The organism is Streptomyces sp. NPDC003393 (genome assembly GCF_053589015.1).
The window spans coordinates 254,085-279,142 of the sequence record NZ_JBSFRB010000005.1; the positions used below are offsets into that span (position 1 = coordinate 254,085).

A 25,058-nucleotide genomic window follows, 5' to 3' on the forward strand; every position below is an offset into this window, starting at 1 on the left:
CGGGAACACCCGCTCGGCCCGCCCACGGCGCTGTTCGGGTGGCGAGGAGCCGGGGCCGGTGTGACTCTGCCGACATGACGATTCAGACCGCCAGACTCAGCGACCCGGCCGTCCGCGCCTTCGTCACCGCCGTCAACGCCCATGACCGCGAGGGGTTCATGCAGATCCTCGCGCCCGGCGCGACCATGGCGGACGACGGCTCCGACCGCGACCTCGCCGAGTGGATCGAGCAGGAGATCTTTTCCACGCACGGGCACATGCAGGTCGACAACGAGTCCCGGGGCGGCCGCGCTCTCCTCGCCCGCTACAGCAACGACACCTGGGGCGAGATGCGCACCCGGTGGACGTTCACCGTCGCCGACGACGGGCGGATCGCCCGGTTCGAGACCGAGCAGGCGTGACCCCGGGCGTCACGGGGGCCCAGGGCGGCGGCGCGTGCCGGACGAGCCGGGCGACTTGCGCCGGATGAGTGAGATGACCGACCTGGCGTCCTTCCTTTGGTGATCTTTTGATCCACCTTTGAAGGAGCGTCGTGCACAGGCCCGACGTGGCTTTGTACGGTCCCGGGGTGCGTGATTCCTCTTCGTCCCCCCGGTTCCCCCTGCCCGACCCGCCCGACCCGCCCGACCCGCCCGACCCGCCCGACGTGCCCGACCTGACTCCGCCCTCCGCCCCATCCGCCCCGTCCACGCCGTCGCCGCGGTCCGCCCCGGTCTCCCGGCGCTCCCTGCTGGCGCTGGCCGCGGCCGGTCCGTCGGCCGTCCTGTCCGGCGCTGTCCCGGCCTCGGCCGCCGGTCCGGGCGTGATCGGCGGTGCGCGGCTGGCCCGGAGCGGGGTGCAGGCGCAGAGCACCACCGGCCTGCCGGGGAAGCTGACCGCCCGCGCCTGGCTGGTCGCCGACGGGGAGAGCGGGGAGGTGCTCGCCGCATACCGCGCGCACCAGCGCCTGGCGCCCGCGTCCACCCTGAAGATGCTGTTCGCGGACACCGTGCTGAAGAAGTTCCCCCGCTCCCGGCGGTACAAGGTCACCGCTGCCGACCTGGCCGACATCCCAGCCGGTTCGAGCCTCGTCGGCATCCAGCCCGGAACCACCTACAGCGTCGAGCAGTTGTGGCAGGGCGTTTTCCTGCGTTCGGGCAACGACGCCGTGCACGTGCTCGCCCACATGAACGGCGGCGTGGCGAAGACGGTCGCCGAGATGCAGGCCAGGGCGCAGGACCTCCAGGCCCTGGACACGCACGTGGTCAGCCCGGACGGCTTCGACCACCCGGGCCAGCTGTCCTCGGCGTACGACCTGACCCTGTTCGCCCGGCACGGGCTGCGGAACGCCGACTTCCGCGGCTACTGCGGCACCCGCACCGCCGACTTCCCGGCCGGTGGGAAGAAGACCTTCCAGATCCAGAACACCGACCGTCTGCTGACCGGGAGCTGGGGTCTGAGGAGGTACGACGGCATCATCGGTGTGAAGAACGGCTACACCAGCCACGCCGGCAACACCTTCACCGGTGCCGCCGTCCGCGGTGGCCGCACCCTGCTGGTCACGGTGATGCACCCCGCGGCCGGCGCCAACGCCGTCTACGAGGAGACCGCCGCGCTGTTCGACTGGGGCTTCGCACACGGTCGTTCGGCACGGGCCGTGGGCAGGCTGGTCGAGCCGTTGAGCGAGGGCGGGACGACGACGGCGGCGGCCGGCCCGTCCGGACGGAAGGCCGACCCGGCCGGCGTGGGGGCGTCCGGTGCCACGGCGCGCCACGGGCCGTCGGCCTGGCGGCTGATGGAGGGTGCGGGCGGTACGGCCGTACTCCTCGCGGGCGGGGCGTGGGCCCTGCGCCGGCGTCGGGCGGCGGCGCAGGCGGCGCGGGCCGACTCGGCGGGCCGTCACCGCCGTTGAGCGATCTGCACATCCGGAATTCAACAATCCGCGCCGAACCGCTCGGTCACCGGCTTATGCTCGACGCCTCCTTCACCAAAGCTTCACAGTTGGGTGGAGGGCTTCCGTCGGCGGGGTTCCGGTCCGGCGGGGCCTTCGCCGAGCCGAACCGCGTTCAGCGGACGTCCGCAGGTCGCGCGCACAGCCACATCCAGGGGAGGGGGCGGCAGCCGCTCCATGGCACCGGTAGGGGGGACCCCGCGTGGGACCGCGGGGTGCGCACCGGTACGTGGAGCGGCTGCCGCATTCGGGGCCCCGGTGCGCTCAGCCGCGTCCCACGTACGGCATCGTCGTCGCCAGCACCGTCGCGAACTGCACGTTCGCCTCCAGCGGCAGTTCGGCCATGTGCCGTACCGTGCGCGCCACATCGGCCACGTCCATCAACGGTTCCGGGACCGTCCGGCCGTCGGCCTGGAGCGCGCCCGTCTGCATCCGGGCCGTCATGTCCGTGGCCGCGTTGCCGATGTCGATCTGGCCCACCGCGATCCGGTACGGGCGCCCGTCCAGCGACAGCGACTTGGTCAGGCCGGTCAGCGCGTGCTTGGTGGCGGTGTAGGGCGCCGAGTGCGGCCGGGGCGTGTGCGCCGAGATCGAGCCGTTGTTGATGATCCGGCCGCCCTGCGGGTCCTGCGCCTTCATCTGGCGGTACGCCGCCTGGGCGCACAGGAACGCCCCGTTGAGGTTGGTGCCGACCACGTGCTGCCACGCCTCGTACGGCAGGTCCTCCACCGGCACACCGCCCGGTCCGGTCGTCCCCGCGTTGTTGAACAGCAGGTCGACCCGCCCGAAGCGTGCGACGGTGGCGGCGAACAGCGCGGCCACGTCGTCGGGTCGGGCCACATCGGTGCGTACGGCCAGCCACGCGGCCTCGGGCACGAGTGCCGCCGTCTCCGCGAGCGTCTCCGGCCGCCGGCCCGCGAGCGCCACGGACCAGCCCGTGCGCAGAAGTTCCACGGCCACGGCCCGCCCGATGCCCGATCCGGCCCCGGTCACCACGGCGATCTTCGATGAGGTGTCGGTCATGGCACCGGAGCGTACGAGGACCATCCGTCATGCGGAATCCCCCGTCCGTCATGCGGAGGGTCAGACGAGCGCGGGCTCCGCGGACTCGGTGGCCTCCCCCGGATAGCGCACCCCGATCCGCTCCCGGATCGCGTCCAGCGTCCGCATCACCGCCAGCGTGCCGTCCAGAGGTACGACCGGCGACTCGGTCTCGCCGGCGCGCAGCGCGCGCATCACCTCCAGCGCCTCGTGCCGCATGGTGGTGCGCGGACCGTCCGCCGGGTCGGCGGTGAACTCCTCCGGGTCGCGGCCGTCGCGGTGCAGCACGAAACGCTCCGGGTGGAAGAAGCCCGACGGGATGTCGATACGGCCCTTCGAGCCGGTGACCGAGGCGCCGTTCGCCGTACCCCCGGTGATGGAGCAGTGCACCTGGGCCAGCGCCCCGCCGTCCCAGGAGAGTACGGCGCCCGTCTGGAGGTCGACGCCCTCGGGCGAGAGCACCGCCCGGGCCGTCATGCCCGACGGCTCGCCGAGCAGCAGATGCGCGAACGACACCGGGTAGACGCCGAGGTCGAGCAGCGCCCCGCCGCCCAGCCGGGGGTCCCGCAGCCGGTGCGAGGGCGGGAACGGCCCGGCGAGCCCGAAGTCGGCCTGCACGGTGCGCACGTCACCGATCGCCCCGTCGTCGACCAGCGTCTTCAGCCGCCGTACCAGCGGGTTGCAGTACATCCACATGGCCTCCATGAGGAAGCGGTCGTGCCGCCTGGCCAGGGCGACCAGTTCCTCGGCCTCCCGCAGGTTCAGCGTGAACGGCTTCTCGCACAGCACGTGACGCCCGGCCTCCAGGCAGAGGCCGGCGGCGGCGCGATGGGCCGAGTGCGGGGTGGCGACGTAGACGACATCGATGTCACCGTCCTGAGCGAGTTCCTCCCAGGAGCCGTACGCCCGAGGAATCCCGAACCGTTCGGCGAACGCCTTCGCCGACTCCGTACGGCGCGAGGCCACCGCCACGACCTCGGCTTCGGGCAGGTCCACCAGATCCGCGGTGAACGCCGCGGCGATTCCACCGGTCGCCAGAATCCCCCAGCGCACCTTCTTCTGGCTTGTATCGGATATCCCGGACATACCGGACCCCACCCTCGATCTTGTGTTCCTCGATACGGCGTACGAGCTGAGAGCATAGAGGGCGGATCGGCCGGAGAGGGAGGGACGCATGTCCGAAGGAGGGGCGTCGGCGCCGCGCGCGCCGGAGGAGCCGATACCGATCGCACCGGCCGCACCGACCGTGCCCGAGCAGGCGCGGGCCGCCCTACGGGAGCAGTCGGGGGCCGCCGTACGGGAGCAGTCGGGGGCCGCCGTACGGGAGCAGTCGGGGGCCGCCCTACGGGAGCAGCCGGGGGCCGCCGTACGGGAGCCGGCGCCGACGGCCGCACCGCGGCCCGGACGGCACACCGGGCCGGCCGGCCCGGACCTCCGCGCCGGAGCCCGCCGCACCGGCCTCCTGGTGACCCTGATCCTCGGCGGCCTGACCGCCACACCCCCGCTCGCGATGGACATGTACCTCCCCTCGCTCCCGGAGGTGACCCGCTCCCTGCACGCCCCGGCCGCCACCGTCCAGCTCACCCTCACCGCCTGCCTGGCCGGCATGGCGCTCGGACAGCTGGTCGTCGGCCCGATGAGCGACCGCTGGGGCCGCAGGCGCCCGCTGCTTGCCGGTCTGGCCGTCTACGTCCTGGCCACCGCCCTGTGCGCGCTCGCGCCGAACGTCGAGGTACTGGTCGCCTTCCGGCTGGCGCAGGGCCTGGCGGGCGCGGCCGGCATCGTCATCGCCCGCGCGACGGTCCGCGACCTGTACGACGGCGTGGCCATGGCGCGGTTCTTCTCCACGCTGATGCTGGTCTCCGGGGTCGCCCCCATCGTGGCGCCGCTGATCGGCGGTCAGATCCTGCGGGTGACGGACTGGCGGGGCGTGTTCGTGGTCCTCACGGTGCTCGGAGTGCTGCTGGGCGCGGTCGTGTGGACCAGGCTGCCGGAGACCCTGCCGCCCGCCGAACGCCATGAGGGCGGCGTCGGGGAGGCGCTGCGCGCGATGCGCGGACTGCTCGCCGACCGCGCCTTCACCGGGTACATGATCGCGGGCGGCTTCGCCTTCGCCGCGCTCTTCGCCTACATCAGCGCGTCCCCCTTCGTGATCCAGGAGATCTACGGCGCCTCCCCGCAGACGTTCAGCCTGCTGTTCGGGCTCAACTCGGTCGGGCTGGTCGCCGTCGGCCAGATCAACGGCAAGGTGCTCGTCGGCCGGGTCCGGCTGGACCGGGTGCTGGCCGCCGGCCTCACCGTCGTCATCCTGGCGGCCGGCGCCCTGCTGCTGATGGCGACGGGCGCGCTCGGCGAGGTCGGCCTGACGCCCGTGGCGGCCGCGCTGTTCGTGCTGATGTCCGCGATGGGCGTCACCCTGCCCAACACCCAGGCCCTCGCCCTGATGCGCACCCGGCACAACGCCGGTTCCGCGTCCGCGCTGCTCGGCACGTCCTCCTTCCTCATCGGCGCGGTCGCCTCCCCGCTCGTCGGGATCGCCGGCGAGCACACCGCCGTGCCCATGGCGGTCGTCCAACTGGCGGCCGCCCTGGTGGCGCTGGCCTGCTTCGTGGGAATGTGCCGACCCGGGAAGGACGTCACGAGCACGGAGACCACGAGCGGGGGGACCGTGAGCGCGGAGACCGTGAATGCGGGTGAGGAGAGCTGAGCGCGCCGAGACTGCGCAGGGACACACCGGGGAAGGCCGGACTGGACCCCGCCGAACTGAACCACCTCGTCTCCGAGGTCCGCGCCCTCACCACGGGCGAGCGCCCCTGGACGGCGGGCGCCGTCGTCGTCGCCGGGCGCGGCCCCGTGATCGCCGTGGCGGAGGCCGCGGGCTGGGCCGTACGGTACGGCTCCTACGACCCCGTCACCGACCGTGGCGTCGAACTGCCGCCCGAGGCATGGGTGCCAATGACCCTCGACACCCCCTTCGACCTGGCCTCCCTCACCAAACTGTGCACGGCGGTGGCCGCCGTGCAGCAGATCGAGCGGGGCACGCTCGGGATCGACGCGCGGGTGGGGTCGTATCTGCCGGAGTTCCGCGCCGCCGCCGCGAGCGGCATCACCGTACGGCAGTTGCTCACCCACACCTCCGGGCTGCGCCCCGAACTGCCGCTGTACGACTGCCCGGACCGGGCGGCCCGGCTGGCGATGCTGAGGGCCGAGCAACCGGTGACGGCGCCCGGCGCCCACGTGTACTCGGACCTGAACCCGCTCCTGCTCCAGCACGTCCTGGAGCGCGTCACCGGCCGCCCCCTGGACACGCTGATCCACGACGGGATCACCCGCCCGCTGGGCATGACGTCCACACGCTTCGGTCCGTGCCCCGGCGCGGCGGCCACCGAGGACCAGCGGCGGCCCTGGGCCAAGGTGGACCGGGGGATGCTGCGCGGTGAGGTCCACGACGAGAACGCGTGGGCGCTGGGGGGCGTCGCCGGGCACGCGGGACTGTTCTCCACGGCCGGGGACCTGGCCGTCTTCTGCCGGACCCTGCTGGCGGGCGGGGCGTACGGGCCCGCCCGGATCCTCGGCCCCGACTTCGTCGAGCTGCTGCTGGCCCCGCCGGGTCTGGGCTTCGCGGTCGACCAGCCGTGGTTCATGGGGGAGCTGGCGGGCGGGGGAGCGGCCGGTCACACGGGGTTCACCGGGACGTCGCTCGTTCTGGACCCGGTCACGGACACGTTCCTCGTGCTGCTGGCCAACACGGTCCACCCGCGCCGCCGCCCACCGGACAACGGCCCGCGCGCGGCAGCGGCGAGCCGTTTGGCCCGCGCCGTGCGGGGCGCGTGAGCGGCGGTTCTGCTCCGCCCAGCCGCCCCCACCGTTCCACCCCCCGGGGCCCCGCCCCCGAACCCGCGTTCGGGCCACGCCCCCCGCGGCGGGTCGGGGCCCGCCCCTCCTCCCGTGGGCCTGCGAGAATCGAAGGGTGAACGACCCCGTTGCTCCCGTGGCCCCCGACGCACCCGCCGCCCCAGTGGTCCCCGACGTCTCGTCGGCGGAGCTGCTCCGTGCCGCTCTCGCCGGGCTGCTGGACGGGCTGCCGCCGCGGCAGGCGGCAGGGGCCGTGGAGCGGCTGATCGCCAACTACCGGGGGAGCACCCCGACCGACGCGCCGATCCTGCGCGACCGCGCGGACGTGGCCGCCTACGCCGCCTACCGGATGCCCGCCACCTTCGAGGCGGTGTCTGCCGCGCTGGAGGCGTTCGCGGCCGCCGTGCCCGGGTGGGCGCCCGCCGGGCATGTGGACGTCGGCGGCGGGACGGGCGCCGCGACCTGGGCCGTCGCCGCCACCTGGCCGGGGGCCCGGCCGGTCACCGTGCTCGACTGGGCCGAGCCCGCGCTCGCCCTCGGCCGGGAACTCGCCACCGGCCACCCCGCCCTGCGCGACGTCCGCTGGCAGCGCGCCCGCATCGGTGCGGCCCTCACCCTCGACCCCACCGACCTGGTCACCGTCTCCTACGTCCTCAACGAACTCACCGAGGCCGACCGAACCTCGGTCGTGGACGCCGCCGTGGACGCCGCCCAGGCCGTCGTGGTCGTGGAAGCGGGCACCCCCGCCGGCTACGCCCGCGTCATCGAGGCCCGCGACCGGCTCGTCGCGGCCGGATTCCACATCGCCGCGCCCTGCCCGCACAGCGCCGCCTGCCCCATCGTGCCGGGCACGGACTGGTGCCACTTCTCGGCCCGGGTCAGCCGGTCCTCCCTGCACCGCCAGGTCAAGGGCGGCTCCCTCGCCTACGAGGACGAGAAGTTCAGCTACGTGGCCGCGACCCGCCTCCCGGTCACCCCCGCCCCCGCCCGTGTCGTCCGGCGCCCCCAGATCCGCAAGGGCCAGGTCCTCCTGGACCTGTGCGAGCCCGACGAACAACTCCGCCGCCGCACGATCACCAAACGCCACGGCGACCTCTACAGGGCAGCCCGCGACGCGGACTGGGGCGACCCCTGGCCCCGGCCCGAGTAGCAACCCGGGCCCGGCGCGCGACCGCGGGCCGGGGGCGAACCCGGACTCCGGGCCGACCCGCGCCCAGGTACAACCTGCGGCCGCCCGGCGGCGGGAGCGGGTCGTGGGGGTGCGTCCCAGCCCCGCCGTGTCGGGGCGGTCCCCGACCCCGGGCCGACCGGCACCTGGGTGCAACCTGCGGCCGCCCGGCGGCGGGAGCGGGTCGTGGGGGTGCGTCACAGCCCGCCGCGTACCGCGGTCCCTGCTCCGGCCGACCCGACTCCTCCGGGCCGTACGTCCGTGGGCGGCGGGGCTGGACGCACCCCCGCGGCCCCGACCCACCACGTACCCGACGCGCGACGGGCACCGCACTCACCCGTACGCGCCCGCACCCACCGCACCGGCCCACGCCGCCCCACCGCACCGGCCCTGCCGCCCGTCCCCACCCGCACCGCCCGGTCTCACCCCCGCAACTCCAGCGAGCAGCACTTCACACCCCCACCCCCCTTGTGCAGCTCGCCCATCTCCACCCCGACCGGCTCGAACCCCCGCTCGCGCAGCGCACCGCACAGCCCCGTCGCCGTCTGTGGCAGCACCACGTGCAGCCCGTCGGACACCGCGTTCAGCCCGAGCGCCACCGCGTCCTCCTCCGCCGCGATCAGCGCGTCCGGGAACAACCCCCGCAGCACCTCCCGGCTGCCGGGGGAGAAGGCCGGCGGGTAGTACGCCACCTCGCCCGCCGCGTCGTCGAGCACGGCCAGCGCCAGCCCGAGGTGATGGAAACGGGGATCGACCAGTTCCAGACCGATCACCGGCCGCCCGAAGAACTCCTGTGCCTCGCCGTGCGCCAGCGGGTTCGTCCTGAAGCCGTGCCCGGCCAGCAGAAAGGAGGCGGTGACGGCGACATCGCCCTCACCCTCGTTGATGTGGACGGGCACATGCAGATGCGCGAACCCGTTCGCCGCGAACCACTCCAGATGCGCCTCGGCCTCCGGCTCCCGCCGTGGGTGGGCGAACCGGGCCCCGAACACCCGCCCGTCGACCACCGTGGAGCCGTTCGCCGTGAACACCATGTCCGGCAGCGTCGGCTGCGGCCCCAGTTCCTCGACGGTGTGGCCGAGAGACCGGTACACGTCACGCAGCCGTTCCCACTGGGCCTGGGCCAGCGCGACGTCGACCGGCTTGGCCGGATCCGTCCACGGCTCGGTGGCGTACGCGAGGTCGAAGTGTGCGGGTGGGCACATGAGGTAACGCCGGGGTGTGGCGCTGCGGGAACGGACCAAGGCGGCCTCCTCGGGTACCGCGGGGCTGCTTCGAGCCCATGGTGCGCCCGGTACGGCCGTGGCGCGCGGGCCGGGCACCGGCCTTCGCCCACCCGAGTGGTACGCGCCCCCTGACCTGCGTGCCCCTGAGGCGACGCCCGTGAGGAACACACCACGAACCTCGACCTCGGCGAGCAGCCGGCCCGGGCAGGTGCCGTACGGGATAACCGACACCGGCGACCTCGCCGCCGACCTCAAGGCGGTGCTGCGGGCCGGCGTCGACGAACTGCTCGACCCGCGGTTCGAGGCGCCGACGCGGGCGCCGGCCGCCGAGGGCCTGGTGAGCGAGCAGCTCGGCCGGGAGTTCGTGGCCAAGCTGCTGGAACCGCGGCGCCGGCTGTACGTGCACCGGCTGCGCGCCGCCCGGGCCACCGGGACTGTACGCCCCGACGTGGACCCCCTGTCGCCCTGGAACTCTTCCTCTTCCCGCTCGCCCGGCGCCGGCCGCAGCGCACGGCCCCCATCACGCAGGCCTACACCGACGCTCTCGTCGGCTACGCACTGTACGGGCCGGCACCACGCTGAGCGGCGACGCCGGACCCGGACACGGGGCCGCGGTCAACGCGGCCGCGGGATGGTGGGACCATGGACGAAGCTGTCCAGACGTAGCTGTACCCACCAGCGAGGCGAGGGGATAGATGAGCGCGGAGTTCGGCGGCCCAACCGGCCGGCAGGGCAAACTCTCCCAGTGGCTGCGCGGACGCCGCCCCAAGGAGGCCGCCGGGGACGGCGGACGTGAGACTCTGCTGCTCGCCGCCGTCGGTGCGGGACTGCCGCTGGCGCCCGCCGCGCACCCGGGCTCCGGCTACGGCTGTTCCTGCGACCGGGTCGGCTGTCCCACGCCCGCCCGGCACCCGGTGTCCTTCGCCTGGCAGACGCAGTCCACGACCGACCGCGCGCAGGTCGAGCGGTGGGCCCGACACCAGCCGCAGGCCAACTTCATCACCGCGACCGGCATGGTGCACGACGTGCTGGACGTGCCGGTGGAGGCCGGACGGGAGGCCCTGGAGCGGCTGTTCGCCGCCAGCGTCGAGACGGGACCGGTCGCCGAGAGCGACGACGGCCGCATGCTGTTCTTCACCCTCACCCGCGGCACGCCCGAGGACGAGGACGAGTGGTGGCCCTGCGAGCTGGACTGCCATCCGGAGACCATGGACGAGCATCCCGGGCTGCGCTGGCACTGCCGGGGCTCCTACGTCCTCGTACCGCCGGCCCGGCTGCCCGGCGACGGCGACCGGTCGGTGCGCTGGGTACGCGGCCCCGAGCATCCGCTGCCCGACCCGCTCAGCCTCCTCGAGGCCCTCACCGACGCCTGCGCCCGCCACGCCGGCCAGGAACCCGGCCACATCGGCGCGGCCTGGCCCCTGGGCCACTGAAACCGCCGCCGCGAGCCCTCGCAAGGCCTTCCGAGCAACCCGGCACGGTGCCCCGAGCAGCCCCCACGGCGCCCCGCGTCACCCGCCCTGTGCCGTCGTCATCCCCTGCACGCGCCCCACGACCGTGAGCTTCCCCTGGCCCTTCGCCCCGTCATCGCCGGAGCCGGCCGAACCCACCGAGCCCGCCGCCGGGTCCAGCACGGCCTCGTTGGAGACGAACTCCATCGTCAGCGACTGCTTGATCTCGCCCTTGGTCAGCGCCTGCACGGCCTTGTTCGGGCGGGGCACGGTCGCGCCCGAGGCGGCCGTCTGCTTCATGTAGTGGTGCGTGGTGCAGAACACCAGCGCGCCGCCGTCCGCGGTGCGCAGCGCCAGCGGGGCGTAGGCGCCCTCGGTCAGCGGCTCGTCGATGTACTGCGTGGCCAGACCCGGCTTGACGGCGTTCCGGGCGCGCTGCGTGCGCCAGGTGGTGGTGTGCTGCCCCGGGGCGAAGGTGTCGCCGCCGTCCTTCAGGTAGGTGGCGTAGGCCCGGCTCAGGTCGCCCGGACGGGCCGCCAGCCCGGGGGCGTCGGAGGGCACGGCCTCGGCCCAGCCCTCCGCGTCCTGCTTGAACTTCGGCACGTTCGCCGGGGCCACCAGCGTCAGGTAGGCCACCTTCCAGGTCTCGTTCAGGTCGTCGCGCACGAACACCAGCAGCCAGCGCGCGCTGCCGCCCTTGTTGCCCTTGGCGTCGGCGAGGAACCAGCGCGGCCAGCCGGCCTTCTTCGGGATCGTGAACCTGGCGTCGGTGAACGTCAGCGGCGTGTGCCGGGCGTTCCCGGCCGGGCTGTTGATGTGACCGGCCTTCAGTCGTGCCGCGTCGATGGCGCCGAACGCGCCCGTGACATGACGGGCGTCCAGGGAACTGTCGTAGGCCTTGTCGGCCTTGTTGTACGCGTCCGTGAACCGCGTCAGCGCCTTGGCGGCCTCCGCACGCGTGGTGGCCGGGAGCACCTCGCGCTCCCCGTGCACCACCACGCACCCGCTCGCCGTCCACGACAGCGCGGTCACCGAGGCCGCGACGAGAACCTTGCGCTGAAGCTTGCGCAGCTCGACCCGGCTAAGCCTGCGACGCCTGCGAGGGCCGTGAACCCTGCTCATCAGCTACCGTCACCTTCCCCTTCCCGGAGGGGAACCCTACCGGGGCGAAGAAGAGCGTGAGCGTGGGGACCAGGTACAGCAGCCACACCGTGACCTGAAGGACCGTCGGGTCGGGCTGGAAGTTCAACACGCCCTTCAGCAGCGTGCCGTACCAGCTGTCCGGCGGGATGGCGCCGCTGATGTCGAAGGCCAGATGGGTCAGGCCCGGCAGCCAGTCGGCCTCCTGCAGGTCGTGGAAGCCGTACGCCAGCACGCCCGCCGCGACCACGACCAGCATGGCGCCGGTCCAGGTGAAGAACTTGGCGAGGTTGATCTTCAGCGCGCCCCGGTAGAACAGCCAGCCGAGCAGCACCGCCGTCGCCAGGCCCAGGGCCACGCCGACCAGCGGGCGCGGGGTGCCGTCGGAGGCGGCGTGCACGGACGCCCACACGAACAGCGCCGTCTCCAGGCCCTCCCGGCCCACGGCCAGGAACGCGGTGACCACCAGCGCGCCCGTGCCCATCGCCAGCGCCTGGTCCAGCTTGCCGTGCAGCTCGGCCTTCAGATGCCGGGCGGTGCGCCGCATCCAGAAGACCATCCACGTCACCAGGCCCACCGCGAGGACGGACAGCGAGCCGCCGAGAGCCTCCTGCGCCTGGAACGTCAGCTCCTGCGAGCCGAACTCCAGGACGCTGCCGAAGGCCAGGGCGATGGCGACGGCGATGCCGATCCCGGTCCAGATCGGCCTCAGGGCGTCCCTGCGGCCGGTCTTGACCAGGTAGGCGATCAGGATGCACACGACGAGGCTGGCCTCCAGCCCCTCGCGCAGACCGATCAGGTAGTTGGAGAACACTGGCCTCACGCCTCCTCGGACAGCAGGGTGCGCCCCCACCAGTCGTTCGCGTCGCGAACGCCCGGCGGAATCGCGAAGACCGCCGAACCCACGTGCTGGATGTACTCGTTGAGCGCGTCGTGCGCCGACAGCTTGCGCTGCAGCGGGATGAAGCCCTTGCGCACGTCACGCTGGTAGGCGAGGAAGAACAGGCCCGCGTCCAGCCGGCCCAGGCCGTCCGTGCCGTCGGTGAAGGAGTAGCCCCGGCGCAGGATGGTGATCCCGCCGTTGGAGTCGGGGTGCGCGAGCCGTACGTGCGCGTCGGGCTTCATGGCCTTCAGGAACGGCTCGTCGTGTTCCTTCGCCTTGCCGACCGGTGCGCCCTCGCCCTTGTCCCGGCCGAACACGTCCTCCTGCTCCTGGAGCGAGGTGCGGTCCCAGGTCTCGACGTTCATCCGGATGCGCCGGGCGACCAGGTACGAACCCCCGCTCATCCAGGCGTCCTTCGCACCGGTGTCCCCGTCGCCGACCCATACGAACTTCTTCAGCCGATCGGTCTCGGTGCCCGCGATGTTCCTGGTGCCGTCCTTGAACCCGAAGAGGTTGCGCGGGGTCTGGGAGCCGGGCGTCGTCGAGGAGGTCTTGCCGAAGCCGAGCTGGGACCAGCGGACGGCGACCTTGCCGAAGCCGATGCGGGCCAGGTTGCGGATCGCGTGCACGGCGACCTGGGGGTCGTCCGCGCAGGCCTGGATGCACAGGTCGCCGCCGGTGCGGGTGCGGTCGAGGTTGTCGCCGGGGAACTTGGGCAGATCGACCAGGGCGGCGGGCCGCTTGTCCGCCAGCCCGAACCTGTCGAACAGCGACGGGCCGAAGCCGATGGTGAGGGTCAGCCGGGAGGGCTTGAGGCCGAGGGCCTCGCCGGTGTCGTCCGGCGGCGCCTCCGCGAGCCCGCCGTACGCGCCGTCGCCGATCGTCCTCCCGGCGGTCATCCGGCGCGCGGCGGCCGTCCAGTCCTTCAGCATCTGCACGAACTCGGCGCGGTCGTCGGTCTTCACGTCGAACGCGGCGAAGTGCAGCCGGTCCTGCACGGGCGTGGCGATGCCCGCCTGGTGGGCGCCGTGGAACGCCACCGCGCCACCGGCGTCCGCGTCCGAGCCCTCCGCGCCGTCCCCGCTCGTCGCCACCGCCACGGCGCCGCCGGCGGCGACGGCGCCGAACGCCAGCCCGGCCCCGCCCCAGCCGATCAGGGCCCGGCGGGAGGGCCTGCGCCCCTGCTCGGAAGGGCTCTCGCCCTGGCTCTGGCTCTGGGTCTCGGTCATCGCTCTCGCCCTCCTGCTCCCTACTTGACGACGGCGGCGGCGAGCTTGGACAGCGGCTCGGCGAGCGCGTTCACCGCGTCCGAGAGCTCCTTGCGCTGCTCCTTGCCGACCTTGTCGTAGGAGGTGAAGTCGTACGACGACGAGTCCGTGCGGTACGTGTCGAGCAGCGCGTCGAGCGCGGTGAACTGCTTGTCCAGCTCCTTGGTCAGGGCCGGGTCGTTCTTCGCGGCGACCGGCTTCAGCAGACCGTAGGCCTTCTGCGCGCCCTCGACGTTGGCCTTGAAGTCCACCAGGTCGGTGTGGGAGTAGCGCTCCTCCTCACCGGTGACCTTGCCGGTGGCGACCTCGTCGAGGAGTTCCTTGGCGCCGTTGGCCATGGAGGTCGGGGTGATCTCGGCGGTGCCGACCCGCTTCTGCCAGTCCTTCAGATCGGTGACCAGCTGGTCGGCGAGGGTCTTCTCCTCGGCGCCGATCTTCCCGTTCTTCCACAGGGCCATCTCCAGCCGGTGCCAGCCGGTCCACTTCTGGCCCTGCTCCAGGCCGTCCTCGCGGACATCGACCTTGGGGTCGATGTCACCGAAGGACTCGGCGACCGGCTCGGTGCGCTCCCAGCCGAGCCGGGAGGGGGCGTAGGCCTTCTTGGCGGCGGCGACGTCCCCGTCCTTGACCGCCTTCACGAACGTCTCGACCCGGGGCAGGGTCTCGTCGGCCTGTTCCTGGGCGTACTGGCGGTAGGCGGCGACGGCCTTGTCCAACTGCGGGTCCCGCTTCGCGGTCGTGCCCGAGCCGGTGACGGTGAGCTTCTGCCGTACGCCGTGCCCCTTCATCCCCGGCCGGCAGGCGATCTCGTACGAGCCCGCCTTCACCTCGGCGGTCAGCGTGTACTTGGTGCCGGGGCCGATGTTCTCCTTCTCCGAGACGATCCGGTCGTCCGGGAAAAGGATCTCCACCTCGGTCGCCTTGGACCCCTTGTTCTCTATCTTCAGCGTGACCTGACCGGCCGGCACGCTCTTGGCCGAGGTCTCGCAGGTGGAGTCGGCGGCGGTCACCTGGATCGCGTCGCCGTCGTCGGCGTCGCTCTTCGCGGTACAGGCCGTCAGGGCGGTCAGAGCGGCCGCGGTGACGGCGGCGGTGACGACGGGGAGTCGGACGGCTCGCATACAGGCTCCAGACGGGAACAATTGGTGAGGCTCACCTAACTTAGCGCAGGCTTACCTTTGCCACACCACCGGGGTCAGTGATTCAGCTCTCACCTGATCGTTTCTGCTGCCGCGCAGCGACTCCCACGCCGCCCGCGCGATGCTTCAATGCCCGGGTGACTGACTACGACGTGCTGCGTGTCTTCTGCGGACCCCGCGGCGGCTACGGCAACGAACTGGGCGTGGTCCGCGACGGCTCCCTGCTCCCCGACCGGGAAGACCGCCAGGCGCTCGCGGCGAAACTGGGCTTCAGCGAGACGGTGTTCGTCGACGACCCGGAGCGCGGTGTCATCGACATCTACACGCCCACCCTGCGTCTGCCCTTCGCCGGCCACCCCTGCGTCGGCACGGCCTGGCTCCTGGACGTCCCCGAACTGGTCACCCCCGCCGGCCCCGTCGGCACCCGCCTGGACGGCGAGTTCACCTGGATCGAGGCGCGCCCCGAGTGGGCCCCGCCGCGCACCCTGCGCCAGTACCCCACTCCCTCGGAGGTCGACGACCTGGAGATCCCCCCGCCGGGCGAGTGGATCTACGCCTGGGCCTGGGAGGACGAACCCGCCGGCCGCATCCGCGCCCGCGCCTTCCCCGGCCGCGACGACGGGATCGACGAGGACGAGGCGACAGGAGCGGCGGCCCTCCTGCTCGCCGCCGAGTTGGGCCGAGCCCTCAACATCACCCAGGGCAGCGGCTCCCAGATCCTGACGGCACCCCAGCCGGGAGGGTGGGTGGAGGTGGGCGGCCGGGTGGTCCTCGAAGGCCAGGAACGCTGAGGGGCGAGAGTTCCGCCGGGACGAGATCGGTGTGGCCGGGAGGAGGCGGCTGGGGGGTCTCCTTCACCAAGTGGACGAAGGGGACGAAGGCTGCGGCCGTGAAGGTGAGGGCCGTACCGGCCACGTACTCTCCCGGGCGGATCGCCGCATGCGCGGGGTCACGGCAGGGTCAGAATCTCCGCGCCCGTTTCCGTGACCACCAGGGTGTGCTCGAACTGGGCGGTGCGCTTGCGGTCCTTGGTGACGACCGTCCAGCCGTCGTCCCAGACGTCGTACTCGTGGGTGCCCAGCGTCAGCATCGGTTCGATGGTGAAGGTCATGCCGGGGCGCATGATCGTCGTGGCGTGCGGGCTGTCGTAATGGGGGATGATCAGGCCCGAGTGGAAGGACGAGTTGATGCCGTGGCCGGTGAAGTCGCGGACCACGCCGTAGCCGAAGCGCCTGGCGTAGGACTCGATGACCCGGCCGATGACGTTGATCTGGCGGCCCGGCTTGACCGCTTTGATCGCGCGGTGCAGGGACTCGCGGGTGCGTTCCACGAGCAGGCGGCTCTCCTCGTCGACGTCTCCGACCAGGTACGTCGCGTTGTTGTCGCCGTGCACCCCGCCGATGTAGGCCGTCACGTCCAGGTTGACGATGTCGCCGTCCCGCAGCACCGTCGAGTCCGGGATGCCGTGGCAGATCACCTCGTTGATCGAGGTGCACAACGACTTGGGGAAGCCTCGGTAGCCGAGCGTCGAGGGGTAGGCGCCGTGGTCGCACATGTACTCGTGCGCGACCCGGTCCAGCTCGTCCGTGGTCACGCCCGGCGCGATGTGCTTGGCCGCCTCCTCCATCGCCTGCGCGGCGATCCGCCCGGCGACGCGCATCGCCTCGACGGTCTCCGGCGTCTGCACCTCCGGCCCGGTGTACGGCTTCGGCGCGGGCTTGCCGACGTACTCGGGGCGGCGGATGTTTCCGGGAACGGAACGGGTGGGGGAGAGTTCCCCGGGGACGAGCAGCGACTGGCCAGACATGACAGCGAGTCTATCCAGCGGGGATGGGGGAACATGTCCGTGGCGAGAGGAGCTGGTCATGCCCCTGTTCAAGAAGCGCACCGTCGGAAAGCCGGGCGAGTGGTTCTACTGCCTGCAGCACCAGAAGGTCGAGGAGGGGCCCGAGTGCCCCGCCAAGGACCGGTTCGGGCCGTACGCCTCCCGGCAGGAGGCCCAGCACGCGATGGAGACCGCCCGCGAGCGCAACCTCCAGTGGGAGAACGACCCCCGGTGGCACGACACGGCCGCCGGCGAGAGCGAAGAGGGCTGATCGGCCGGGCCGATCACGCGGGCGCCCGGACCGCGGCTGCGCGTTCCTCGCGCAGCCGCACCGCGTGCTCGTTCGTCCGGACGTCGTACCTCATCAGCCCCGGCAGGCACACGGCCAGCAGCGCAACCGCCCCCGCGCACAGCAGCCCGCCCGACCACACCGACGCCCGTACGCCCCACCACGCGGCCACGCCGCCCGAGCGGACCTGGCCCAGCTGCGGGCCCGCCGAGTAGGAGAGCAGCTCGATCCCGGCGAGCCGGCCGCGCAGCGCGTCCGGGATGGTCTGGCTCCACATGGCCCCGCGGAAGATCCCGCTGACCATGTCGCAGCCCCCGGCCACAGTCAGGAACAGCAGCACCAGCCACACATCGCCCACGACACCCGCGGTCGCCACCGCCAGGCCCCACAGCAGCGCCGCCAGCACCACCATCCGCCCGTGCCGGTGCACCCGGGACGTCCAGCCGCTGGTCATGCTCACCAGCAGCGAGCCCAGCGGCACCGTCGCGTACATCAGGCCCAGCGCCCAACGGGCGTCCAGCTCGTCGGCGAGGAACGGCAGCACGGCCAGCGGCATCGCCAGGAACATCGCCGCCAGGTCGACGACGTACGTCCCGAGCAGCTCCTTGCGGCCCCAGGCGTACCGGGCGCCCTCCGCGATCGCCCGCAGGGACGGCTTCGCGGCCTCGCGGGAGGCGGGCTGGGCGGCGATGCGGACCACGAGCGCGACGGAGACCACGAAGGTCGCCGAGTCCGCCGCGTAGGCAGGGGACAGCCCCGCGTACGCCACGATCACGCCCGCCACGGCCGGGCCCGCCACACCCCCGGCCGTCCAGCGCAGCGAGTTCAGCGCCGTGGCCGCCGGCAGGTGCTCGTGCGCCACGATCCTCGGCCACAGGGAGTCCAGCGCCGGGCGCTGCACGGCGCCCAGCGCGGAGGACAGGGCGGCCACCACGTACAACGGCCACACCGTCGGGTGCGGCAGCAGCGCGTTCACCAGGAGCGCGGCGCTCAGCAGACCCTGACCGGCCTCGCTCCACACGATCAGCCGCCGCTTGTCCAGCGCGTCCGCCAGCGCCCCGCCGTACAGCCCGAACACGATCAACGGCACCAGCTCCACGGCACCGATCGCACCCACCGCCGCGGCCGAACCGGTCAGCTCCTTCATCTGCACCGGCAGTGCGACGAAGGTGAGGAAGCTGCCGAAGTTGGAGATCAGGCCCGACGCCCACAGCCGGCGGAAGTCCCGGGACGCCCGCCAGGGGGCGAGGTCGGGGAGCAGGGCCCGCAGGCCGGAGGGCCGGGCGGCGGCGGCAGGGGCCTTCGCGGGTTCCGGGGGCTTCGCGGGCTCCGCGGATTCGGTGGGTAGGGCGGTGTCGGTCACGTGGCGCCATGCTCAGGCCGGCGACCGGCGCCGGCAACTGGTTTTCCGCGCGCTGCCGGGTGCGAAGGCGCCCGGGGCGAACCCGGTGTCAACCGGGGCGAACCCGTTGTCACCAGCGCGTCGGCGGCGGAGCCGTCAGCAGTTCCGTCAGTCTCGACAGACGGTCGCGGAACCGTCCGCGGCCCCGTCCGGACGGCAGCGCGTTCTCCCCGGCCGCCGCGCTGACCAGGTGCTGCACGGTGTCCAGGTCCAGCTCGGCGCCGTCCGGCACCGCCAGCGTCTCGTGCGCCATCGCCGCCAGCTCGCCCCGGTCCGGCCCCAGGGCCAGCACCGTCGCCCCGGCCCGCCGCGCCTCGTGCACCCGCCCCAGCAGCGGGGCCGGTCCGGTCTCCTCGGGGGCCACGACGAGCAGCGTCTCCCCGCGCCGGGCCGCCTCCAGCCGGCCGAGCCCGACCGACAGATGCGCCGGATCCGAGGGGCGCGCGTCGTGCCGTACCAGGGTCGGCGCCAGCTCCGGGGTGCCCGACCAGGCGGCCTCGTCCACCAGATGCGCGGCCAGGTGCCACGGCTCGTACTCCGGCGTGCCCACGAGCAGCAGCCCGCCCCCGTGCGACACGACGGACCCCCGCAGCACGCCCGCGAACCGCCGTGTGGCACCCAACCACTCGGTTCCGGCGAGCACTTCACGCAGCCATGCGACCCTTACGGCATCCATACACGCGCATCCTGCCTCAAACCGCCCGGTACGAGGGGGAGTTCGGTCGGAATTCGCCCGCCTCGGGGACGGCGGCGCCGGGCCGCCGGTGCCGGCCCGGGACACAGCGCACCTGACCGGGTGCGGCGGGCCGCGGACGTAGAGTCGGCGCATGACCTCTAGCGACAGTGCACAGAAGGCCCCCGCCAAGGACCCCTGGGACCTGCCCGACGTCTCCGGGCTGGTCGTCGGCGTGCTCGGCGGGACCGGTCCGCAGGGCAAGGGCCTCGCCTACCGCCTCGCCCGGTCCGGCCAGAAGGTGATCATCGGCTCCCGGGCCGCCGACCGCGCACGCGCCGCGGCGGAGGAGATCGGCCACGGCGTCGAGGGCGCCGAGAACGCCGAGGCCGCCCGCCGCAGCGACGTGGTGATCGTCGCCGTGCCCTGGGAGGGTCACGGCAAGACCCTCGAGGCGCTGCGCCAGGAGCTGGCCGGCAAGCTCGTCGTGGACTGCGTCAACCCGCTCGGCTTCGACAAGAAGGGGGCCTACGCCCTCAAGCCCGAGGAGGGCAGCGCCGCCGAGCAGGCCGCCGCCCTGCTCCCGGACTCACGGGTGACGGCGGCCTTCCACCACCTGTCGGCGGTCCTGCTGCTGGACCCGGGGATCGAACAGATCGACACCGATGTGATGGTGCTCGGCGAGGAGCGCGCCGACGTGGAGATTGTGCAGGCGCTGGCCGGCCGCATCCCCGGCATGCGCGGCATCTTCGCCGGCCGGCTGCGCAACGCCCACCAGGTCGAGTCCCTGGTGGCGAACCTGATCTCGGTGAACCGCCGGTACAAGGCGCACGCCGGGCTCCGCGTCACCGACGTATGACCTCATGGGGGACACTGGGGGCCGAAGAAGTACCCAGCACGACACCCGGCACGACCCGGCAGTGTCCCCCGACAGGAGCCGACCGACATGCCTCGCCTCGCCCTCTACGCCCTGATCGTCTGCGTCCTCTCCGTGGCCGCGGCGGTCGTCTCGTTCGTCCAGGGCAGCTGGCTGGGGATCGTGTGGATCCTGCTGGCGGGGCTGTCGTCCAACATGACCTGGTACTACGTGCGCCGGGACCGGGCCGCCCGGGACGGGTCCGTCACGGGCTGAGCGTGCAGAAGTCGTTGGTCCCCTGCCAGAAGCGGTACATCTCCTGACCGCAGTAGCCGTCCAAGTCGCTGATCCCCAGGCTCCGCAGGATCGTGTCGATCACGTCGAAGAAGACGTTGTTGATCGACGGGACCCACAGCAGCGCGAACACGAACAGCAGGCCGAACGGGGCGAAGGGCTCCACCTGGCGCTTGACGTTGTACGACAGCCACGGCTCGAGCACGCCGTAGCCGTCCAGGCCCGGGACCGGCAGGAAGTTCAGGATCGCGGCCGTGACCTGGAGCAGCGCGAGGAACGCCAGGGCGAAGCGGAAGTCGCGGGGCACGCCGTCCAGCGCGTGCAGCCAGAACGGGGCCGTGCACACCGCCGCGAACAGCACGTTCGTCAGCGGGCCCGCCGCCGAGATCAGGCTGTGCCGCCAGCGGCCCCGGATCCGGGAGCGCTCGATGAACACCGCGCCGCCCGGCAGGCCGATCCCGCCCATGATCACGAAGATCACCGGGAGCACGATGCTCAGCAGGGCGTGTGTGTACTTCAGCGGGTTCAGCGTGAGGTAGCCCTTCGCGCCGACCGTGATGTCCCCGCTGTGCAGCGCGGTGCGTGCGTGCGCGTACTCGTGCAGGCACAGGGAGACGATCCAGGCCGCCGTCACGAACAGGAAGACCGCGACGCCCGGCTGCTCGGCGAACCCGGTCCAGGCGGCCCAGCCCGTGACGGCGGTCACGGCGAGGATCCCGACGAACACGGGACTCATCCGCCGATCGCTGTGGCGGGTGGTGACGGTGGTCATCGAGAAACTCCTGTGGTGGTCCTGGTGCGTCCGGGCGAGCCCGACCGTACCGGGCGCAAGGGAGGAACGTCTCATGGCGGGTGCCGGGTTCCTGCGCCGGGTCCCTTTCGCAGGGATGCGCGGTGGGCGGGCCAGTGGGCGGGGGCGTGTGGGGGCGGGCACGCGGCGCGAGTTCCGGGACACCGATTGCCGGCGCCACCGGGCGCCGCGCCGCGCAACCCCCGTGACCGGCACCGACGTCCCTGGAGACAATGGACCCCGTGCGCTATCGCATCCTCGGCACCACGCAGGCACTCCGCCCGGACGGCACGGCCGTCCCGGTCGGCGGGGCACGGCTGCGCGCCTTGCTGACCGTGCTCGCCCTGCGACCCGGCCGTACGGTCCCGGTGCGCGTCCTGGTCGACGAGGTGTGGGGAGGTGATCCGCCCGCCGACGCCACGGGTGCGCTCCAGGCGCTGGTCGGGCGGCTGCGCCGGGCGCTCGGCGGGGACGCCGTCGCCTCCGCCGAGGGCGGCTACCGGCTCACCGCCACGGCCGACGACGTCGACCTGCACCGTTTCGAGCGGCTGGTGGGCGAGGGGCTGCGTGCGCTGGGCGACGGCGACCGCGCGAAGGCGGCCGGTGTCCTCGACGACGCCCTCGCCCTGTGGCGCGGCCCCGCCCTCGCCGATCTGCCCGACGGCACCGCCGAGGCGGCCCGCTGGGAGGCCCGCCACCTGGACGCGCGCCGCGCCCGGCTGACCGCGGGGCTCGCCCTCGGCCAGGCCGAACAGGTCCTGCCCGAGCTGACCGCCCTGTGCGACACGCATCCGCTGGACGAACCCCTCCAGGCCCTGCGGCTGCGCGCCCTGCGCGAGGCGGGCCGTTCGGCCGAGGCCCTGGCCGCCTACGAGGACGTACGGCACCTGCTGGCCGAGCGCCTCGGCTCCGACCCCGGACCGGAACTGCGCGCGCTGCATCAGGAACTGCTGGATCCCGAACGCGCGCGCGGAGCCGCTGCCCCGGGCGTGGCCATGTCGGGCGAGCGGCGCGACGGGCAGCCTGGCGAGTGGCATGCGGGGCATGAGGGGCCGAAGTGGCAGGAGTGGCACGACGGGCGGGGTGGCCGGCGGCACCGGGTGCCGGTCGCCGAGCGGACGGGTGCAGGGTCCGGTGAGCGGCCCGGCGGGCCGGCCGGACCCGCCGCGTCCCCTTCCGACGGCCCTGCCGGGCACGGCGGCAGCTCCGGTACCGGCGGAGCTGCCGCACCCGCCGCCCCCTCGGAGACCTCCGCCGGCGTGCGTACCCGCACGACCCCGGTCGCGCAGCCGCCCGGCAACCTGCGGGCCCGGCTCACCTCCTTCGTGGGGCGGGAAGGGGACATCGAGGCGATCCGTGCGGACCTCGGGGGTGCCCGGCTGGTCACGCTGCTCGGGCCCGGCGGGGCCGGGAAGACCCGGCTGTCGCAGGAGGCCGCCGAGACGGTGCGGTCGGCGCTGCGCGACGGGGTGTGGCTGGCCGAGCTGGCCCCGGTCGACGACCCGGACGCCGTGCCGGAGGCCGTGCTCACGGCCGTCGGAGCCCGGGAGACCGTGCTCTACGGCGCCGGCGCGGAGGAGATGCGCGTCGCCGTCGCCGACCGGCACGACGGCCCCGTGGAGCGGCTCGTCGAGCACTGCGCCCGGCGCCGCATGCTGCTCCTCCTGGACAACTGCGAGCACGTCGTCGACGCCGCCGCGCGCCTCGTCGAGGAACTGCTGGCCCGCTGCCCGCACCTCACCGTCCTCGCCACCAGCCGCGAACCCCTCGGCGTGCCCGGCGAGGTGCTGCGCCCGGTGGAGCCGCTGCCCGAGCCGGTCGCGCTACGGCTGCTGGCCGAGCGGGGAGCGGCCGTACGGCCCGGTTTCCGGGTCGACGCGGACGAGGAGACGGCCGCGGCGTGCGCCGAGATCTGCCGGCGCCTGGACGGCCTGCCCCTCGGCATCGAACTCGCCGCGGCCCGGCTGCGCATGCTGACCCCGCGCCAGATCGCCGACCGGCTCGACGACCGCTTCCGCCTGCTCACCTCCGGCAGCCGCACCGTGCTGCCCCGCCAGCAGACCCTGCGGGCCGTCGTCGACTGGTCCTGGGACCTGCTCGACGAGGACGAGCGGGACGTGCTCGGCCGGCTCTCCGTCTTCGCCGGCGGCTGCGACCTGGCCGCCGCGGAGGCCGTGTGCGGGCCCGCCGCGTTCACCGCCCTCGGCTCCCTCGTCGACAAGTCCCTCGTGGTCGCCGCCCCCGGCCCCGACGGCGAGATGCGCTACCGACTGCTGGAGACCGTCGCCGAGTACGCGGGCGAACGGCTCGACCAGCGGTCCGGCCGCGCCGACGCCGAGCGCGCCCACCTGACGTACTACCGCGAACTGGCCCGCACCACCGACCCGTTGCTGCGCGGCCCCGACCAGCGCCAGGCCATAGCCCGGTTCGAGCTGGAGTACGAGAACCTGCGCACCGCCCTGCGGCACGCCATCGCCGAACGCGACGAGCAGGAGGCCCTGTGTCTGATCCTCTCGCTCTTCGGCTACTGGCACATGAGGGACGTGCGCATCGAGGCCCGCAACTGGTGTGCCGAGGTGATGGCACTCGGCCCCGACCCGTTCACCGACCCGGTGCGTCACGCCGCCCCGGTGTGGCGGCCCTGCACGGAAACTCCGCCGCCGATGACCGGCGAGGTGCTCGCCGAGGCCCGGCGCGGCGTTCACCTGGCCCATCTGGCCTGCATGGACACCGAACTCGAGGCGTGGGAGAGCCCGGCGGCCAAACGCAAGCTCGAGATCATCTCCGAGGTCTACGAGCCCGGCATGCCGCAGACCTGCCGCGCACCCGGCATGCTGTGGTTCTTCGCCGTGATCATGACGGGCAACACGGACCGGATGCGCGTCATCTCCGACGCCGCCGTACGCACCTGCCGCAGCACCCCAGGCTTCGAATGGGAGCTCGCCAACGCGTTGCAGATGCGCGCGAACCTGCTGGCCAACCGCTCCGACATGGCCGGCGACGCGCTGCGCGACGCCGAGGAGGCGCTGGAGATCCATCGCCGCCTCGGGGACTCCTGGGGGCTGACCGAGTCCCTCTCCGCGCGCGGTGAGGCCTACGAACGCCAGGGCCAGTACCTCCGGGCGGCCGCCGACTTCGAGACGGCGATGGAGCACGCCGAGCACCTCGGCGCGCACTCCCAGGTCACGATGCTCGGCGCCCGGCTCGGCAGCGCCCTCCTGGAGGCGGGTCAGGGAGAACGCGGCGAACGGCTGCTGCGCGAGATCGTCGAGCAGCAGGACGGCACCGCCGCCAACGAGGCGGCGCCCTTCGCCCGGCTCTTCCTGGCCGGCTGGCTCAGCACCCGCGGCCGCGTTCCCGAGGCACGAGAACACCTGCGGCTGCTGCGCACGGAGTTCACTCTCTCTCATTTCGCCGTCTTCGACGGGTTCATCCTGGGCATGGAGGCCTGGCTGGACGCGCTCGACGGCCGTCACCAGGACGCCGTGGACAACACCCGCCGGGCGTTCCGGCAGGCACAGGAGCCGCTGTCCCTGACGATCGCGCCGCAGATGCGCGCGACCTCCCTGACCGTCGGCGCCCTGGTCCTCGCCGACGCCGACGGCGGCAGCCGCGCCCGCGACGCCGCCCGCTGCCTGGCCGTCGCCGACGGGCTGCTGCCGCCGCAGCACATCCCCTCGGCCCTGGAGCGCCACTGCCGGGACCTGGTGGTGACGCGGATCCGGGCCGTCCTCGGCGAGGAGGAGTACGAGTCCGCGTACGCCGAGGGCGGCGGTCTCTCCCCGGAGGAGGCCGCCGCCCTGCTCTGACATGCACCCGCCGGGAGCC

General features: G+C 73.3%; 22 protein-coding genes and 1 pseudogene. 12 read left to right on the forward strand and 11 right to left on the reverse strand.

Features of this window, described 5'->3' with window-relative positions; genetic code table 11:
* The first annotated feature begins 74 nt into the window (after positions 1-74).
* Together ACWDUZ_RS07880 and ACWDUZ_RS07885 are read left to right on the forward strand one after the other, a co-directional pair.
* Complete coding sequence (locus ACWDUZ_RS07880; protein WP_451630915.1) at positions 75-401, forward strand: nuclear transport factor 2 family protein; 327 nt, start codon at positions 75-77, stop codon at positions 399-401.
* Between the two features lie 254 nt (positions 402-655).
* The gene (locus tag ACWDUZ_RS07885; protein ID WP_451630956.1) at positions 656-1,891 is read left to right on the forward strand and encodes a D-alanyl-D-alanine carboxypeptidase family protein; all 1,236 of its coding nucleotides are present in this window, start codon (positions 656-658) and stop codon (positions 1,889-1,891) included.
* A gap of 303 nt (positions 1,892-2,194) precedes the next feature.
* On the opposite strand, the gene ACWDUZ_RS07890 is transcribed toward ACWDUZ_RS07885, so the two are convergent.
* Entirely contained in the window at positions 2,195-2,953 is a 759-nt protein-coding gene (locus ACWDUZ_RS07890) for an SDR family oxidoreductase (protein ID WP_451630916.1), read from the reverse strand.
* Positions 2,954-3,013: 60 nt separating this feature from the next.
* A complete protein-coding gene (locus ACWDUZ_RS07895) occupies positions 3,014-4,057 on the reverse strand; it encodes a Gfo/Idh/MocA family protein (RefSeq protein WP_451630917.1) in 1,044 nt (347 codons plus the stop codon).
* An 88-nt stretch (positions 4,058-4,145) separates the two neighbouring features.
* On the opposite strand from ACWDUZ_RS07895, the gene ACWDUZ_RS07900 reads away from it, so the two are divergent.
* The 3 genes from ACWDUZ_RS07900 to ACWDUZ_RS07910 all read left to right on the forward strand — a co-directional run bounded on the left by ACWDUZ_RS07900 (position 4,146) and on the right by ACWDUZ_RS07910 (position 7,976).
* On the forward strand, positions 4,146-5,678 hold the full coding sequence (locus ACWDUZ_RS07900; protein WP_451630918.1) for a Bcr/CflA family efflux MFS transporter: 1,533 nt from the start codon (positions 4,146-4,148) through the stop codon (positions 5,676-5,678).
* Positions 5,679-5,719: 41 nt separating this feature from the next.
* The gene (locus ACWDUZ_RS07905) at positions 5,720-6,805 is read left to right on the forward strand and encodes a serine hydrolase domain-containing protein (protein ID WP_451630957.1); all 1,086 of its coding nucleotides are present in this window, start codon (positions 5,720-5,722) and stop codon (positions 6,803-6,805) included.
* A 184-nt stretch (positions 6,806-6,989) separates the two neighbouring features.
* Complete coding sequence (locus ACWDUZ_RS07910; RefSeq protein WP_451630958.1) at positions 6,990-7,976, forward strand: small ribosomal subunit Rsm22 family protein; 987 nt, start codon at positions 6,990-6,992, stop codon at positions 7,974-7,976.
* Positions 7,977-8,416: 440 nt separating this feature from the next.
* On the opposite strand, the gene ddaH is transcribed toward ACWDUZ_RS07910, so the two are convergent.
* The gene (gene ddaH / locus ACWDUZ_RS07915) at positions 8,417-9,238 is read right to left on the reverse strand and encodes a dimethylargininase (protein ID WP_451630919.1); all 822 of its coding nucleotides are present in this window, start codon (positions 9,236-9,238) and stop codon (positions 8,417-8,419) included.
* 184 nt (positions 9,239-9,422) lie between these two features.
* Between ddaH and ACWDUZ_RS07920 the strand changes: the two are divergent.
* Together ACWDUZ_RS07920 and ACWDUZ_RS07925 are read left to right on the forward strand one after the other, a co-directional pair.
* Positions 9,423-9,802, forward strand: a pseudogene (locus ACWDUZ_RS07920) (TetR-like C-terminal domain-containing protein); the annotation flags it as partial.
* A 113-nt stretch (positions 9,803-9,915) separates the two neighbouring features.
* The gene (locus ACWDUZ_RS07925) at positions 9,916-10,653 is read left to right on the forward strand and encodes a bifunctional DNA primase/polymerase (RefSeq protein ID WP_451630920.1); all 738 of its coding nucleotides are present in this window, start codon (positions 9,916-9,918) and stop codon (positions 10,651-10,653) included.
* Positions 10,654-10,731: 78 nt separating this feature from the next.
* On the opposite strand, the gene ACWDUZ_RS07930 is transcribed toward ACWDUZ_RS07925, so the two are convergent.
* The 4 genes from ACWDUZ_RS07930 to efeO are packed head-to-tail and all read right to left on the reverse strand — an operon-like array spanning position 10,732 to position 15,083.
* Positions 10,732-11,793, reverse strand: coding sequence for a hypothetical protein (locus ACWDUZ_RS07930; protein ID WP_451630921.1), 1,062 nt, complete (start codon positions 11,791-11,793; stop codon positions 10,732-10,734).
* Positions 11,753-12,625, reverse strand: coding sequence for an iron uptake transporter permease EfeU (efeU, locus tag ACWDUZ_RS07935; protein ID WP_451630959.1), 873 nt, complete (start codon positions 12,623-12,625; stop codon positions 11,753-11,755). Before efeU ends, ACWDUZ_RS07930 begins: the two co-directional genes overlap by 41 nt.
* 5 nt (positions 12,626-12,630) lie before the next feature.
* Positions 12,631-13,923: an iron uptake transporter deferrochelatase/peroxidase subunit gene (gene efeB, locus ACWDUZ_RS07940; protein ID WP_451630922.1), complete on the reverse strand. Its 1,293-nt coding sequence runs from the start codon at positions 13,921-13,923 to the stop codon at positions 12,631-12,633.
* A gap of 20 nt (positions 13,924-13,943) precedes the next feature.
* Positions 13,944-15,083 (reverse strand): iron uptake system protein EfeO, encoded by a 1,140-nt coding sequence (efeO, locus tag ACWDUZ_RS07945; protein ID WP_451630923.1) that lies wholly within the window; start codon positions 15,081-15,083, stop codon positions 13,944-13,946.
* A 155-nt stretch (positions 15,084-15,238) separates the two neighbouring features.
* On the opposite strand from efeO, the gene ACWDUZ_RS07950 reads away from it, so the two are divergent.
* Complete coding sequence (locus tag ACWDUZ_RS07950; RefSeq protein ID WP_451630924.1) at positions 15,239-15,892, forward strand: PhzF family phenazine biosynthesis protein; 654 nt, start codon at positions 15,239-15,241, stop codon at positions 15,890-15,892.
* Positions 15,893-16,050: 158 nt separating this feature from the next.
* Here the strand turns inward: ACWDUZ_RS07950 and map are convergent, their stop codons facing one another.
* The gene (gene map, locus ACWDUZ_RS07955; protein ID WP_451630925.1) at positions 16,051-16,908 is read right to left on the reverse strand and encodes a type I methionyl aminopeptidase; all 858 of its coding nucleotides are present in this window, start codon (positions 16,906-16,908) and stop codon (positions 16,051-16,053) included.
* Between the two features lie 58 nt (positions 16,909-16,966).
* Here map and ACWDUZ_RS07960 point away from each other — a divergent pair, with 58 nt between their 5' ends.
* Positions 16,967-17,197, forward strand: a complete 231-nt coding sequence (locus ACWDUZ_RS07960) for a hypothetical protein (protein WP_451630926.1) — start codon at positions 16,967-16,969, stop codon at positions 17,195-17,197.
* Positions 17,198-17,210: 13 nt separating this feature from the next.
* Here the strand turns inward: ACWDUZ_RS07960 and ACWDUZ_RS07965 are convergent, their stop codons facing one another.
* Both ACWDUZ_RS07965 and ACWDUZ_RS07970 read right to left on the reverse strand, forming a co-directional pair.
* Complete coding sequence (locus ACWDUZ_RS07965; protein WP_451630960.1) at positions 17,211-18,485, reverse strand: MFS transporter; 1,275 nt, start codon at positions 18,483-18,485, stop codon at positions 17,211-17,213.
* A 202-nt stretch (positions 18,486-18,687) separates the two neighbouring features.
* Complete coding sequence (locus ACWDUZ_RS07970) at positions 18,688-19,293, reverse strand: hypothetical protein (RefSeq protein WP_451630927.1); 606 nt, start codon at positions 19,291-19,293, stop codon at positions 18,688-18,690.
* A 151-nt stretch (positions 19,294-19,444) separates the two neighbouring features.
* Here ACWDUZ_RS07970 and npdG point away from each other — a divergent pair, with 151 nt between their 5' ends.
* The gene (gene npdG, locus ACWDUZ_RS07975; protein WP_451630928.1) at positions 19,445-20,149 is read left to right on the forward strand and encodes an NADPH-dependent F420 reductase; all 705 of its coding nucleotides are present in this window, start codon (positions 19,445-19,447) and stop codon (positions 20,147-20,149) included.
* Between the two features lie 87 nt (positions 20,150-20,236).
* Positions 20,237-20,422, forward strand: coding sequence for a hypothetical protein (locus ACWDUZ_RS07980; RefSeq protein ID WP_451630929.1), 186 nt, complete (start codon positions 20,237-20,239; stop codon positions 20,420-20,422).
* On the opposite strand, the gene ACWDUZ_RS07985 is transcribed toward ACWDUZ_RS07980, so the two are convergent.
* A complete protein-coding gene (locus ACWDUZ_RS07985) occupies positions 20,412-21,212 on the reverse strand; it encodes a site-2 protease family protein (RefSeq protein WP_451630930.1) in 801 nt (266 codons plus the stop codon). The two genes, ACWDUZ_RS07980 and ACWDUZ_RS07985, sit on opposite strands and share 11 nt — an antisense overlap.
* A gap of 251 nt (positions 21,213-21,463) precedes the next feature.
* Between ACWDUZ_RS07985 and ACWDUZ_RS07990 the strand changes: the two genes are divergently transcribed.
* Positions 21,464-25,039, forward strand: a complete 3,576-nt coding sequence (locus ACWDUZ_RS07990; RefSeq protein ID WP_451630931.1) for an AfsR/SARP family transcriptional regulator — start codon at positions 21,464-21,466, stop codon at positions 25,037-25,039.
* Positions 25,040-25,058: the final 19 nt, after the last annotated feature.